General features: G+C 72.9%; 14 protein-coding genes. 11 read left to right on the forward strand and 3 right to left on the reverse strand.

Annotated features, from left to right (window positions below):
• The first annotated feature begins 43 nt into the window (after positions 1 to 43).
• From hemA to VFW71_08105, 6 genes are read left to right on the forward strand one after another with little or no spacing between them, the layout of a single operon-like run.
• Positions 44 to 1,237 carry a glutamyl-tRNA reductase gene (gene hemA, locus VFW71_08080; protein HEU5002720.1) on the forward strand — a complete coding sequence of 398 codons (1,194 nt, stop codon included), beginning with the start codon at positions 44 to 46 and terminating at the stop codon, positions 1,235 to 1,237.
• Between the two features lie 26 nt (positions 1,238 to 1,263).
• Positions 1,264 to 2,148 carry a hydroxymethylbilane synthase gene (gene hemC, locus VFW71_08085; GenBank protein ID HEU5002721.1) on the forward strand — a complete coding sequence of 295 codons (885 nt, stop codon included), beginning with the start codon at positions 1,264 to 1,266 and terminating at the stop codon, positions 2,146 to 2,148.
• Complete coding sequence (locus tag VFW71_08090; protein ID HEU5002722.1) at positions 2,145 to 2,873, forward strand: uroporphyrinogen-III synthase; 729 nt, start codon at positions 2,145 to 2,147, stop codon at positions 2,871 to 2,873. The genes hemC and VFW71_08090 overlap by 4 nt, the downstream gene beginning before the upstream one ends.
• Entirely contained in the window at positions 2,870 to 3,874 is a 1,005-nt protein-coding gene (hemB, locus tag VFW71_08095; protein ID HEU5002723.1) for a porphobilinogen synthase, read from the forward strand. The genes VFW71_08090 and hemB overlap by 4 nt, the downstream gene beginning before the upstream one ends.
• Positions 3,871 to 5,166 (forward strand): glutamate-1-semialdehyde 2,1-aminomutase, encoded by a 1,296-nt coding sequence (gene hemL / locus VFW71_08100; protein HEU5002724.1) that lies wholly within the window; start codon positions 3,871 to 3,873, stop codon positions 5,164 to 5,166. Before hemB ends, hemL begins: the two co-directional genes overlap by 4 nt.
• Entirely contained in the window at positions 5,163 to 5,894 is a 732-nt protein-coding gene (locus VFW71_08105; GenBank protein ID HEU5002725.1) for a chlorite dismutase family protein, read from the forward strand. The genes hemL and VFW71_08105 overlap by 4 nt, the downstream gene beginning before the upstream one ends.
• Positions 5,895 to 5,980: 86 nt before the next feature.
• Here the strand turns inward: VFW71_08105 and VFW71_08110 are convergent, their stop codons facing one another.
• Both VFW71_08110 and VFW71_08115 read right to left on the reverse strand, forming a co-directional pair.
• Positions 5,981 to 6,442: a hypothetical protein gene (locus VFW71_08110; GenBank protein HEU5002726.1), complete on the reverse strand. Its 462-nt coding sequence runs from the start codon at positions 6,440 to 6,442 to the stop codon at positions 5,981 to 5,983.
• Between the two features lie 444 nt (positions 6,443 to 6,886).
• Entirely contained in the window at positions 6,887 to 7,066 is a 180-nt protein-coding gene (locus tag VFW71_08115; GenBank protein ID HEU5002727.1) for a hypothetical protein, read from the reverse strand.
• Between the two features lie 70 nt (positions 7,067 to 7,136).
• On the opposite strand from VFW71_08115, the gene VFW71_08120 reads away from it, so the two are divergent.
• The 3 genes from VFW71_08120 (at position 7,137) to VFW71_08130 (ending at position 12,897) form a co-directional block, all read left to right on the forward strand.
• Positions 7,137 to 10,031, forward strand: coding sequence for an FAD-binding and (Fe-S)-binding domain-containing protein (locus VFW71_08120; GenBank protein ID HEU5002728.1), 2,895 nt, complete (start codon positions 7,137 to 7,139; stop codon positions 10,029 to 10,031).
• 65 nt (positions 10,032 to 10,096) lie between these two features.
• Positions 10,097 to 11,542, forward strand: coding sequence for a TldD/PmbA family protein (locus VFW71_08125; protein HEU5002729.1), 1,446 nt, complete (start codon positions 10,097 to 10,099; stop codon positions 11,540 to 11,542).
• Positions 11,539 to 12,897 carry a TldD/PmbA family protein gene (locus VFW71_08130; GenBank protein HEU5002730.1) on the forward strand — a complete coding sequence of 453 codons (1,359 nt, stop codon included), beginning with the start codon at positions 11,539 to 11,541 and terminating at the stop codon, positions 12,895 to 12,897. Before VFW71_08125 ends, VFW71_08130 begins: the two co-directional genes overlap by 4 nt.
• Here the strand turns inward: VFW71_08130 and VFW71_08135 are convergent.
• A complete protein-coding gene (locus tag VFW71_08135) occupies positions 12,859 to 13,263 on the reverse strand; it encodes a DUF3054 domain-containing protein (GenBank protein HEU5002731.1) in 405 nt (134 codons plus the stop codon). The two genes, VFW71_08130 and VFW71_08135, sit on opposite strands and share 39 nt — an antisense overlap.
• A 287-nt stretch (positions 13,264 to 13,550) precedes the next feature.
• Here VFW71_08135 and VFW71_08140 point away from each other — a divergent pair, with 287 nt between their 5' ends.
• The gene (locus VFW71_08140; GenBank protein ID HEU5002732.1) at positions 13,551 to 13,838 is read left to right on the forward strand and encodes a hypothetical protein; all 288 of its coding nucleotides are present in this window, start codon (positions 13,551 to 13,553) and stop codon (positions 13,836 to 13,838) included.
• Positions 13,832 to 14,130 (forward strand): hypothetical protein (locus VFW71_08145; GenBank protein HEU5002733.1); only part of this gene is annotated, 299 nt, incomplete at its 3' end. The genes VFW71_08140 and VFW71_08145, both read left to right, overlap by 7 nt.

Genomic DNA, 14,130 nt, shown 5'->3' on the forward strand with positions numbered 1-14,130 from the left:
CTCCGCTGCCCCCACCGGTCCGGCCCCAGGGACCCGCCCCGCGATGATCCTGGCCCTGTGCGCCGGGCGGTCGGCGCCCCCCGAACTGCGTGCCCGGCTCGCCTACGACGAGCCCACCCAGCGAGCCCTGTTGCAGGCCGAGCGGCCCGGGGTCGGCGAGTTGGCCATCCTGTGCACCTGCCACCGCACCGAGGCCTACCTCACCTCGGCGGGGGCGGAGTCCGAGGCGATCCACGGCCTGGCGGCCATCCTGCCCGGCCTGCTGCCCACCGACCAGAACGACCTCCAGATCCTCGAGGGCCTGGAGGCCATCGAGCACCTGTTCCGGGTGTCGTGCGGGCTGGACTCCCAGGTGCTGGGCGAGCCGCAGGTGCTCGGCCAGGTCCGGCGGGCCTTCGTCCTGGCCAAGGAGGTTGGCTCCACCGGGCCGGCCCTCTCCAACATCTTCGGCCGGGCGATGCGCCTCGGGAAGCGGGTGCGGTCCGAGACCGAACTGGGCCGGGCGGGCCACAGCATCGGCTCGATCGCCGCCCACCACGTCCAGGAGCGGCTCGGCAGCCTGGAGGGCCGCAGCGGTGCCATCGTGGGTGCCGGTGAGGCCGCCGAGGACGCCGCCCTGCGCCTGCACGCCCTCGGTGCCCGCCTCGCCGTGGTCAGCCGCCAGAAGGGCTCCGCCGCACGGCTGGCCGAAACCATCGACGGCACCCCCTTCGCCCTCACCGAGCTGGCCGAGGTGATGGGCAAGAGCGACTTCGCCGTGGTGGCGGTCTCCGGGGGCATCGTGGTGCGGCCCCGGCACATCCCGGAACGCCAGGCCGATGACCGATTCCTGATCCTCGACCTCTCGGTCCCCCGGGCGGTCGATGTCGACGGGCGCACCGATGTCGAGCTGCGCAGCCTTGAGGAGATCCCCGGCCCGCGCAACCCCGAGGTGGCCGGAGGCCAGGAGGCGGCCGAGGCCTTGCTCGCCGCCGAGATGGCGCAGATGGAGCGCTGGCTCGAGACCCGGGCATCCGGGCCCGCCATCCAGCGTCTGCGGAGCCAGGCGGAGGCAGTCGTCGCCGACGAGGTGGCCCGCGCAGCCGCCGGCCTCGATGCCGAGGACCCCGCCCGGGCCCGGCTGGCGACCCTCGGCACCCGGATCGCCAACAAGCTCCTGCACGGCCCGACCGCGGCGCTGCGGGATTCGGACAGCGAGACCCGGACGGCGATCATGCGCCTGTTCGGGCTCGACTGAGCCCGACCTCGCCCGTCCGGACGGCCATGCGCATAGGCACCCGGGGCAGCCAGCTCGCCCGGGTCCAGACCGGCTGGGTCCTGGACCGGCTCGCCGCCGCCCATCCCGATGCGGCCTGGGACCTGCAGACCATCGCCACCACCGGCGACCGGAACCACGAGGCCCCGCTGGGCACCGGCGTCTTCGTCAAGGAGATCCAGCAGGCCCTGCTCGACGGCCGGATCGACCTGGCGGTGCACTCTTTGAAGGACCTGCCGACGGACCCCACCCCGGGCCTGGTCGTGGCCGCGGTCCCCACCCGGGCCGACCCCCGGGACGCGCTGGTGGGCTCCACCCTCGGCGCGCTGGCCGCCGGGAGCCGGGTGGGCACCGGAAGCCCCCGGCGGGAGGCGCAGCTCCGCCGGCTGCGCCCCGACCTCGATGTCGTGGCGATCCGCGGCAACGTCCCCACCCGGGTCGAGAAGGCCCGCCGGGGCGAGGTGCATGCGGTGCTGCTAGCCGCTGCCGGCCTTGCGCGCCTGGGCATCGAGCCGGACGAGGTGCTGGCCGCCACCGACATCCTGCCCGCCCCCGGTCAGGGCGCCCTCGCCCTGGAATGCCGGGACGACGACGCCGCCCTGCACGCCCTGCTCCGGGCGCTCGACGAGCCGGCGACCCGCTCGGCCGTGACCGCCGAGCGCACGGTGCTGCGGGCGCTGGGCGGCGGCTGCCTCCTGCCAGTGGCCACCTACGGCCAGATCGCCGACGGCGTGCTGGTGGTGGAGGCGGCCGTGACCTCGGCCGACGGCCGGCTGCAGGCCCGGGCCCGGGCCGCCGGCGACCCCGGGCGCCCCGACGCGGTGGGGGGCGAGGTGGCCCGGCAGCTCATCGACCTGGGCGCCCTCGATCTCCTGGAAGGGCTGCGCCCGTGACCGGCCGGCTGGCGGGGCGGCGGGTCCTGGTCCTGCGCCCCAAAGCCCAGGCGGCCGAACTGGCCAACCTCCTGGCCTGGGAGGGTGCCGAGCCCGTCCTCGCCCCGGCGATCCGCATCCTGCCGCCCGACGACTTCGGCCCCATCGAAGCGGCGCTCGGCCGGGGCCAGGCGTGGACGCTGTTCACCTCGGTCAACGGGGTGGAGGCCCTGCGGGGCCGGCTCCGGCCCGGCCGGCTGGGCCAGGTGGCTGCCGTGGGCCCGGCCACCGCCGCCGCCCTCACCAGCGAGGGCATCCATACCGCGTTCATCCCCAGCGCCTACACCACCGTCGCCCTCGCTGAGGAGCTCCCCGGGCCGCCCTCGGCCACCTGCCTGGTGCGGGCCGACATCGCCGCCGGCGATCTGGAGGCCATCCTGCGCCGCCGGGGCTTCTCGGTGGAGCGGGTGGACGCCTACCGCACCGAGTCCGAGGATCCGGCCCCCATCCGGGAGGCCCTCGCCGGCCTCCTCGATGCCGTCGCCCTCACCAGCGCATCGATCACCCGGGCCTTTGCCCAAGCCGCCGACGGGCACCCGATGCCACCGCTGGTCTCCATCGGCCCCGCCACCAGCGCCGCCGCCCGGGACGCCGGGCTGGATGTCGCCGCCGAAGCCCGGCCGCACACCATGACCGGCCTGGTCGAGGCCCTGGTGGCCGCCCTCCGGGGAACAATGGATCGATGAACCATCCCCCTTCGCCGTCTGGCGCTCCGCGGTCGTGGTCGAGCCCACGGCTCCGCCGTCTGCGCTCCACCCCCGCCCTCAGGCGCCTGGTGGCGGAGACCCGGCTTACCCCGGACCGGTTCGTGCTGCCCCTGTTCGTCGCCGACGGGCTCACCGAGGAGGAGCCGCTCGCCTCCCTCCCCGGGCACCACCGGTGGCCCAGCGAGCGGGTGGGCATCCTGGCCAAGGAGGCGGAGAGCCTCGGCATCCCGGGGGTGCTGATCTTCGGGATCCCAGCCCGCAAGGACGAGAGGGGATCGCAGGCCTTCGCCGCCGACGGGCCCGCCCAGCGGGCGATCCGGGAGGTCAAGGCGGCGGCGCCCGGCCTGGTGGTCTTCGCCGACACCTGCCTGTGCGAGTACACCAGCCATGGCCACTGCGGCATCCTCGAGGGGGACACGGTGGCCAACGACCCGAGTGTCGAGGTTCTGGCCGAGACCGCGGTGTCCCAGGCCGAGGCGGGGGCCGACTTCGTCTCCCCCTCCGACATGATGGACGGCCGGGTGGGCGCCATCCGGCAGGCCCTCGACGGCGCCGGCCACCCGGGCACCGGCGTCATGGCGTACTCGGCCAAGTTCGCCTCGGCGCTCTACGGCCCGTTCCGGGACGTCGCCGAGTGCGCCCCGACCTTCGGCGACCGGCGCGCCTACCAGATCGACCCGCCCGACGCCCGCCAGGGGCTCGCCAGCATCCGGCGGGACCTGGCCGAGGGAGCCGACATCGTCATGGTGAAGCCGGCGCTGGCCTACCTGGATGTCATCCGGGCCGCCCGGCGGCGGGTGGACGCCCCGCTGGCCGCCTACAACGTGAGCGGCGAGTACGCCATGGTCAAGGCCGCCGCCGAGCGGGGCTGGATGGACGGCGAGCGGGCGGCGCTGGAGATCCTCACCGCCATCGTGCGGGCGGGAGCCGACTTCGTCCTCACCTACCACGCCCTGGAGGCCGCCCGGTGGCTGGGCTGAGCCGCTCCGAGGCGCTCTTCGCCCGGGGCCAGGCGGTCATGCCGGGCGGCGTCTCGTCGCCGGTCCGGGCCTACCGGGCCGTGGGTGGCACCCCACCTTTCCTCACCCGGGGGGCGGGGCCGCGGGTGACCGACGCCGACGGCAACGAGTACCTGGATCTGGTCGCCTCGTGGGGCCCGTTGATCCTGGGCCACGCCCACCCGGCAGTGGTGGAGGCGGTGGCGTCGGCTGCTGCCCGGGGGACGTCGTTCGGCGCCCCCACCGAGGGAGAGGTCGAGCTGGCGGAGCTGATCTGTTCCGCCCTCCCGGCGGTCGAGATGGTGCGCTTCGTGTCCTCCGGTACCGAGGCCACCATGAGCGCGCTCCGCCTTGCCCGGGCGGCCACGGGCCGCAGCGTGGTCCTCAAGTTCGCCGGTTGCTACCACGGCCATGTCGACTCCCTCCTGGTCGCCGCCGGGTCGGGCGTGCTGACGCTGGGCTTGCCCGACTCGCCCGGGGTCACCGAGGGCACCCGGGCCACCACTGCGGTGGCGCCCTACAACGACCTTGGCGCCCTCGCCGGCGCGTTCGCCGAGGTCGGCGACGACCTCGCCGCGGTGATCGTCGAGCCCATCGCGGGCAACATGGGGGTCGTCCCCCCGGCCGCCGGGTTCCTCGAGGAGGTCCGCCGCCGGTGCGACCGCTGCGGCGCCCTGCTGATCTTCGACGAGGTGATCACCGGGTTCCGGGTGGGCTGGTCGGGCGCCCAGGGGATGTTCGGTGTGCGGCCCGACCTGACCACGCTTGGCAAGGTCATCGGCGGCGGGCTGCCCATCGGCGCCTACGGGGGCCGCCGGGATCTGATGGCGATGATCGCCCCCGAGGGGCCGGTCTACCAGGCCGGCACCCTGGCCGGGAACCCGGTGTCGGTAGCCGCCGGGTTGGCGACCCTCCGCCAGCTCAGCCAGCCGGGCACCTACGAGCGCCTGGACGCCCTGGGTGCGCAGCTGGCCGACGGCCTCGCCGGCGCCGCGAAGGGGGTAGGGGTGGCGCTGGCCGTGCAGCGGGTGGGCTCGATGCTCACCCCGTTCTTCACGCACACCGACATCACCAACCTGGATGACGCCCGGCGGGCCGACACCGCCGCCTACGCCCGCTGGTTCCACGCCCTGTTGGATGCCGGAATCATGCTGCCCCCCAGCCAGCTGGAGGCGGCATTCGTCTCCCTGGCGCACAGCCCGGGCGATGTCGCCCAGATCGTCGAGGGGGCCCGACTGGGCCTGGAGAAGACCCTGGAAAGGAACCGACCATGACCAAGCACACCGAGCCCACGGCACCCGAGCGCACCGAGCGCAAGATGATGCGCTATGCCTTCTACCAGGTGGACCCTGCCTGGCGGCTCCTGCCCGCCGAGGACCGGGCAATGCACAAGAAGGAACTGGCTGCGGTCCTGGAGGCCGACGCCGCCACCACCGGTGTCGAGGTGCACCCGTACTCCACCGTGGGCCTGCGGGCGGACAGCGACATCGCCCTGTGGGCGATCGCCCGCACTCCCGGCCCGGTGCAGGACCTCCAGGCGCGGATCAACGCCACCGAGTTGGGCAGGCACCTGCGCACCACCTACAGCTACCTGGCCATGACCCGGCCCAGCCAGTACCTGGGCGGCCACCGCCACGAGGGCCAAGAGGACCAGATGCCCGCCGGTCCGGTGGGGTCGACCTACCTGTTCGTCTACCCGATGGTCAAGCTGCGGGCCTGGTACCGGCTGACCTTCGAGGAGCGCCGCCGCATCATGGGCCAGCACTTCAAGGTGGGCCACAAGTACCCGGGCGTGAAGATCCATACCGGCTACAGCTTCGGCATTGACGACCAGGAGTTCGTCGTCGCCTTCGAGGGCGAGTCCCCCACCGAGTTCCTGGAGCTGGTCGAGGAGCTGCGCGGCTCGGAGTCCTCCGCCTATACCGAGCGGGACATCCCGATCTTCACCTGCGTCAAGCTGCCCATCGCCGCCATCCTGGATCAGCTCGACGGCGCGAGGTAGTAGCCCCGGGCTCCGGCGCGCCCGCAGGCCCGCCCCCCAACCAATCACGAGGGCGGGCCTGCTGTGGCGTGGATGGCGGCCGGAACCTACAGCGTGCCGACTGTCCCGCAGACCGACACCGTGTGGCTGGACGACGGGACACCGACCGGCAACGGCCCGATCGGGATGCTCTTGGAGCCGATCACCTGGCCGTTGTAGTTCGTGATGTCGAAGGAGATGACCCCGTCCAGGACCCCACTGATGCCCGGCGAGGTGATGGTGACGGCGAGGTCAACGTTGGCGGTACAGCCCGGCTGCGTGCCGAAGCTCACTATGGGAAGCAGCGCTATGGTCGCCGCGTCCAGCGACAGACCAATGTGGACATTAGCCACTCCGTTAACCGGCACGCAGTTGGTGTCGACGCACACATTGACACCGCCGATGGGGCCCGGGATGGTCAGGTTCACCAGCGGGATGGATGCCGCCTGGGCGCTGCCTGCAAAGAGTACGACACCAGCCGTAATCGTGGTTGCAACGAGTGCTAGTCGGGAGAAAATGCCGCGCTTCATCGTTAGCCCTTTCGTGGGTATGGAGTGTGGTTGCCATGAACTGCTCGGGGCGTTGCCCGTACCGCCCTATCAGGCCCGCCCGCGACCACCTCCTCCAGAGGACACGGCCGCGCGGCAGCACCTGCAGCGAGATCCCGCCTACCGCGCGTCCAGAGCGCCACCGTAAGGACGGACCACCAACCCTGAATAAACTTTCAGAATTAGCTGTTATCCGCCACAGTATCGCCCAGCCATTGCCCCCCGGCAGGCGCTTTTGTATCAACCTCGGCTATGTCCCGTCAAGTCGCGCGTGGGCGGTGTTCACGGAATGGTCATGGAGGAACCCATCAAAGGCTCACAAGTTTCCACGAATCCGACTCTTTGACACAGTTACCGGCGGGAAATTATGAAGAACCTTTTATTCCGGATATGAATAACCTTTCAGCATTCAATTGTCGGATGGCCTTAGACCGTGGGCGTGTTCCAGTCCGCCCCGTCGTGGCGGTGGGGATCGGCGTCGGTGTGCAGCTCGTCGGGGTCCCCGGGCATGGTGAAGTGCTCCTCATCCTCGGCCAGATGGTCCACGACCTCCTCCTCGGAGGGGGTTGGCGTCCCTGGTGTCGGGTCCGTGCGGCGCTCAGCCATGTGGGTCTCCTTTTCTCAGAGGTGGTCCTCCCCCCGCAGGTACCTACCCGGGGATGGGAAGGATGAGGTCATGACCCCGAGCCCGTGGCCCTCCCGTGGTTCCCGCACCCGGCTGGAGGCGGAGGAGCTGGGCCGGGCCCTCGCCGCCGCCCTCCCGCCGGGCACCGTGCACTTCACCGCGGCCGACCGGGCCCTGTTCGCCCACGACGCCTCGAACTTCCGCCAGGTCCCCATCGGCGTGGTGTACCCGCGCACGGCCGACGACATCGTTGCCACGCATGCCGTCTGCCGCGAGCACCGCGCTCCCGTGCTGCCCCGGGGGTGCGGCACCAGCCTGGCCGGCCAGGCGACCAACGAGGCCGTGGTGATCGACTGCTCCCGGTACATGACCCGGGTGCTGGGGGTGGATCCCCGGGGCCGCACCGCCCGGGCGGAACCGGGAGCGATCAACCATCACGTCACCCGGGCGGCCTCCCCTTACGGTCTGCGTTTCGGCCCCGATCCGGCCACCAACAAGTACTGCACCATCGGCGGCAACATCGGCAACAACGCCTGCGGCGTGCACTCCCTGCAGGCCCGGTTCGTGGGCGACGGCAGCCGCACCTCGGACAACGTCGCCCGCCTGGAGGTACTCACCTATGACGGGGTCCGGCTGCGGGTCGGCCCCACCAGCGAGGAGGAGCTGGACGCCGCCGCCGCCGGCGGCGGGCGCCCCGGGGAGATCTACGCCGGGCTCAAGGCGCTCCGGCAGCGCTATGGCCCCCTGATCCGGGCACGGTTCCCGGGCCTCCCCCGCCGGGTGTCGGGCTACAACCTCGACGACCTGCTCCCCGAGCGCGGCTGCAACCTCGCCGCCGCCCTGACCGGCACCGAAGGGACCTGCGTGACCGTGCTGGAGGCGGAGCTCAAACTCATCCCGGACGTCGCGCACCGCAGCCTGCTGGTGGTGGGCTACGGGGGTATCACCGAGGTCGCCCGCCACCTGGGGGCGATCCTGGATGCCCGGCCGATCGGCTGCGAGTGCTTCGACAACCGCGTGGTGCGGGGATCCCCCGGCCTGCCGCCCGGATCGGCGTGGGTGCTGGTGGAGCTGGGCGGCGACACTCAGGCGGAGGCAGACGCCCAGGCGGGTGCCCTCGCCCGCCGGCTGGGCGCCGACCGCCACCCTCCGGAGGGCGCGATGTGCGCCAGCCCGGACCAAGCCCGGGAGGTGTGGGCCGTCCGGGAGGCCGGCCTGGCCCGGGCCGCATTCCCCCCCGGCCAGCCCGACGGGTGGCCGGGATGGGAGGACGCCGCGGTGCCCCCCGAGCGGGTGGGCGACTACCTCGCCGACTTCCTGGCCCTCGAGGAGCGCCACGGGCTCCAGGGCGCGCTCTACGGTCATCTGGGCGACGGGTGCATCCACACCCGGATCTCTTTCGACCTCGCCACGCCGGGCGGCGTCGCCACCTACCGGGCGTTCCTCGAGGAGGCCGCCGACCTGGTGTGCTCCTACGGCGGGTCGCTGTCGGGCGAGCACGGTGACGGCCAGCAGCGGGCGGAACTCCTCGGCCGCATGTTCGGCGAGGAGCTGGTGGCCGCCTTCCGGGAGTTCAAGACCATCTGGGACCCCGACGGGGGGATGAACCCGGGCAAGGTGGTGGATCCGTACCCGCTCGACTCCCACCTGCGCCTGGCGGGCGGACCGCCCAAGGTTGCCCTGCCCCTGCACTTCGCCTACCCCGACGACGGCGGGAGCTTCGCCCACGCCACCCTGCGCTGCGTCGGGGTCGGGCGGTGCCGCCAGCCCGAGGGTGCCGACGTCATCTGCCCCAGTTACCGGGCGACCGGCGACGAGCAGCATTCCACGCGCGGCCGAGCCCGGCTCCTGCACGAGATGCTGCGCGGCGAGGTGGTGACCGGCGGGTGGCGCAGCCCCGAGGTCAAGGAGGCGCTGGACCTCTGCCTGGCGTGCAAGGGATGCACCAGCGACTGCCCGGTGCAGGTCGACATGCCCACCTACAAGGCCGAGTTCCTCTCGCACTTCTGGCAGGGACGCCTGCGGCCCCGGCATGCCTACGCCTTCGGGCACATCGATCTGCTGGCCCGGGCAGCCTCCCGGGCCCCCCGGGCGGCCAACCGCCTGGCTCGGGCGCCCGGGCTGCGCCGGGCCCTCCAGGCCGTCGCCGGCATCACCCCGCAGCGGGCTCTGCCCGAGTTCTCGGGCGTGCCCTGGCAACGCTGGTTCGCCGCCCGGCCGGTGGTCAACCCCCACGGCCCCCGGGTGGTGCTGTGGCCCGATACCTTCACCAACTACTTCGCCGCCGAGGTCGGCATCGCCGCGGTGGAGGCCCTGGAGGCAGCCGGCTGGCGGGTCATCGTCCCGCCTGGACCGGTGTGCTGCGGCCGGCCGCTGTACGACTACGGCTTCCTCGACTTGGCCCGGCGCTACCTGCACCGCTGCCTGGACGCCGTCCGGGACGAGCTGGACCGGGGGACACCGGTCGTCGGGCTGGAACCGAGCTGCGTGGCCACCTTCCGCCACGAGCTGCCCCGCATGCTGCCGGGCGTGCCCGACGCCGCCCTGCTCGCCGAGCGGGCGCAGCACTTTGCCGGGTTCCTGGAGGACCATGGCGTCGCCCTGCCGACCGCCGGGGGCGACGCGCTGCTGTGGGGGCACTGCCACCAGCGGGCGACCGGCGGCCTCGGCGCCGACCAGCGCCTGCTCGAGGCGATGGGCTTCTCGGTCCAGCCGGTCACCGGGGGGTGCTGCGGGCTCGCCGGCTCCTGGGGGTACGAGGCGGGCCACTACGACCTCTCGATCGCATGCGGCGAGCAGGCCCTCCTGCCCGCCGTCCGCCAGGCGCCGCCCGGTACGGTCGTGGTGGCCGACGGGTTCTCGTGCCGGAGCCAGATCGCCCAGGCGGTCCCCGGCCGGCAGGCGATGCACCTGGCGCAGGTGATCGCCCACGCGGGACGCCGGTAGGCGTGTTGGACGCAACCACGGGAAAGGCCGCGGGCCTCCTACATTCCCGGCTACGATTCGCGGGCATGCAGGAACTCGTCGAGGGCGCGCTCCAGGCCGCGCTGGATGCCGGAGCCACCTACGCCGACGTGCGGGGCCAGGAGATCGACATCGAGGACCTCTCGGTGCGCAACGGCATCCTGGAGACCGCCGACCGCTCGCTCTCGGCCGGGGTGGGCATCCGGGTGCTGGTGGACGGCGCCTGGGGCTTCGCCGCCACCCATGACCTGAGGCCCGGCGAGGCGGTCCGGGCGGCCCGGCTGGCAGTGGGCGTCGGGCGGGCATCGGCCACGGTCAAGCGCCACAACGTCGTGCTGGTCCCCGCCGAACCCCAGCGGGGCGCATACGCCACGCCGATCGCCGAGGATCCCTTCGGGGTGTCCCTGGCCGAGAAGGTGGACCTGCTGATCGCCGCGTCGCTCGCGATGCGGATCGACCCCCGGATCACCTCGGCGGAGGCCAGCCTGGCGCTGCGCCGGGAGCAGACCGTCTTCGCCTCCAGCGAGGGATCGCTGCTCCACCAGGCCATCGTCCAGACCGGGTGCGGCATCTCGGCTACCGCCGCCGACGAGCACGACACCCAGCGCCGCTCCTACCCCGGCGCCCACGGTGGCCAGCACGCGTGCGCTGGGTACGAGCTGGTACGGGGCCTGGCGCTGGTCGAGCATGCCCCGGGCGTCGCCGAGGAAGCCCTCGCCCTGCTGGCCGCGCCGCCGTGCCCCGAGGGCGTCACCACGGTGGTCATCGACGGTTCGCAGGTGGCGCTCCAGGTGCACGAGTCGGTGGGCCACCCGACGGAGCTCGATCGGGTGCTGGGCACCGAGGCGGCCTACGCCGGCACCTCCTTCCTGTCCCCGCCCGACCTCGGCCGCCTGGTGTACGGCTCGCCGCTGGTCAACATCGTCTCGGACGGCACCTCCCCGGGTGGGCTGGGCACCGTCGGCTGGGACGACGAGGGCGTGGTCCCCTCGCCCACCCACCTGATCCGTGACGGGCTGCTGGTGGGCTTCCAGACCTCCCGGGAGACGGCGGCGGCCATCGGCGAGGAGCGCTCCAACGGCACCATGCGGGCCGACGGCTGGATCAGCTACCCGTTGATCCGCATGACCAACGTCAACCTGCTGCCCGGCGAAGGGTCGCTCGAGGAGCTGCTCGCCGGTGTCGAGGACGGGCTGTACCTGCACACCAACCGCTCCTGGTCGATCGACGACATGCGCAAGAACTTCCAGTTCGGCTGCGAGATCGCCTGGGAGATCAAGGGCGGCAAGCTGGGGCGCATCGTGAAGAACCCCATGTACCAGGGCATCACCCCGGAGTTCTGGGGGAGCTGCGACGGCATCGCCGGGCCGGCCGAGTGGCGCATCTGGGGCGTGCCCAACTGCGGCAAGGGCCAGCCCGGGCAGACCGCCCGGGTGGCGCACGGTGCCGCCCCCGCCCGGTTCCGCAACGTGGCCGTGAGGCCGGGCGGGTGACGCCCCGCGGCATCGGGGACGACCGCGCCCTCGGCCTCGTCGAGGCCGCGCTGCGGGTCGACGGCGCCGACGAGGTGGAGGCCACGCTGGTGTCAGAGGTCGGCGGCCTGACCCGCTTCGCCGACTCGGTGATCCACCAGCACACCGAGCGGGCCGACGCCCAGCTGAAGGTGCGGGTGGTCACCAGCCGGCGTTCGGCTACCGTGAGCACCAACCAACTGACCCCCGAATCGATCCGCGACGCGGGCCGCCGGGCCCTCGAGATGGCCTCCCTCTCCCCACCCGACGCCGCATACCCGGGCCTGCCTTCGGACGGCGGCGCCCCGCTGCCGGACGCCGACGAGGTGGCGTCCCGCTACGACGGCGAGACCGCCGAGGCCACCCCGCGCTGGCGGGGCGAACGGGTGCGGGAGGTGGTGGATGCTGCAGGCGGCCGCCCCGCAGCCGGCTTCTTCTCCACCCAGGCCAATGAGTGCGCCCTCGCCAACACCAACGGCATCCGGCGCTACGGGCGCCTCACGGTGGCCGCCTTCACCGGGATGGTGCGCTCGGACGACGGCAGCGCCCACCACGAGGAGGCCGCCCCCCGGGCATCGGCCATCCCGGTCGGTGAGGTCGCCGAACGCCTGGCTGCGGATGCCGACCGCGCCCGGGGCGCCACGGACATCGACCCAGGCACCTATCCGGTGGTGCTCCTGCCCCTGGCGGTGGCCGAGATGGTCCAGTACCTGGCGTACGTGGGCTTCGGCGCCCGGGACGTGCTGAACGAGGAGTCGTTCCTGGTGGACTGGGCGGGCCGGCCGTGCGCCGCCCCGGTGGTGACCATTGCCGACGACGTCGGCGACCCTGCCAGCCTCGGCCCGGCCTTCGACTGGGAGGGCGTGTGGCGCCAGCGGGTGGCGGTGATCGATGGCGGCGTCGCCACGGGCCCGGTCTACGACACCCGCACCGCGGCCGAGGCGGGCACCGTGACCACCGGCCACTCGACCGGCTCCCGGGAGTACGGGCCGTTCCCGGCCAACCTGGTGGTGGGGGCGGGCGACTCCGCCGTCGAGGAGCTGATCGGCGGGATCGACCGGGGCCTGCTGGTGCCCCGCTTCTGGTACGTGAACGTAGTGAACGCCCGGGAGACGGTCCTGACCGGCATGACCCGGGACGGGCTCTTCCGCATCGAGGACGGCAAGGTGGCGGGCCCGGTCCACAACCTGCGCTTCACCCAGAACGTGCTCGAGGCACTCCGGGCATGCTCCGGGGTCGGGCGGGAGACGCTGGTGCAGTCGTCGGGGTGGGACTCGGTCGTGGCGCCGGCGCTGCGCCTAGACCGTTTCACCTTCACGAGCGGCACCAGCCACTGACGCCGCCGGCCGGGGGGCGATCCGGGAGGCGATCCCCCGCCAGATGAGCAGGAACACGCCGTTGGTGATGAGAGCCACGGCGAGGAACGTCCAGAACTGGCGCCCGTCCGGGCTGCCCACCCACCACTTCCGCACGATGATGCCGGCCGTGACGCCCAGCAGCCAGTTGATCCCCACCCGGATGGGGCCGCCGCTCGTGTAGGTCTCGGTGATGAAGGACACGAGGAACCAGCACAGCGTCAGCGGGATGAAGTTGCGGGCGAAGTGGCCGACGGTGAAGCCGTCGTTGTGGGAGAAGAGCCCCACGGTGGTGAAGACGGCGAACACTGCGGTGTCGCCGGCGGCGAGGAGGGCCGTGCGATTCATTTCCTCCACGGTACCGCGAACTCGGGGCCGGGCTGTCATACCTCCTCGCTAATCTTTTGTGCATGAGTGGGCATGATAATCCTGCACAGGGCGGCACAAATATCAGGGAGCAGGCCGTAAGGCGGCTGGCGGCGGCGCAACATCAGGTTCTGTCTCGCCGGCAGGTCTCCGCGCTCGGCTTCACGCGGGGGACAATCGGCTACCGGCTCGAGAGCGGCGCCTGGGAGCGCGTGCACCCCAACGTATACCGGATCGGGGGCTCCACGGCGTGCTGGGAGCAGAGGCTGATGGCTGCGCAGCTCTGGGGCGGGCCGGGCACCGTCATCTCGCACGAGCCGGCCGGGGCGCTCTTCGGCTTGGACGGCGTGCCCACCGGCGGGGTGGCGATCACCTCCCGGCGCGGCGAAGCGCCCGAGGGCGTGAAGCTCCACCGGAGCAGCTCGCTCCAGCCCTGGGAGTACGGCCCCCTCGACCCGTCGCCGGACCCGCTCAGCAACCCCTGGGAGCCGACGCTCGCCGAATCGTTGCGGGTGACGGGGGTCGTGCGCACGCTGATGGCCTGGGCAGCGTGCTGAGGCCGGCCGCACTGGAGGCCGCCGTCGAGGACGCCCTGCGGCGGGAGGAGGACCGCTTCGCCCTGGTGGCACGCCGGCTCGGGCAGGCGGACCTGCGGGGCCGGGGCGGGGCGCATGCCCTCGCCCAGCTCGTCAACGGGCGGGACCCGGCCCAGGCGGCGGCCGAGAGCACGCCCGAGGTCCTCCTGGAGCGCCTCATGATCGCCGCCGGGCTGCCCCCGCCGGTGCGCCAGTTCACCCTGGCCCGGGACGGCAGGACCTACCGGGTGGATCTCAGCTACCCGGAGCTGAA

The sequence above is a fragment of the Actinomycetota bacterium genome, from assembly GCA_035765775.1.
Lineage (GTDB): Bacteria > Actinomycetota > CADDZG01 > JAHWKV01 > JAOPZY01 > DASTWV01.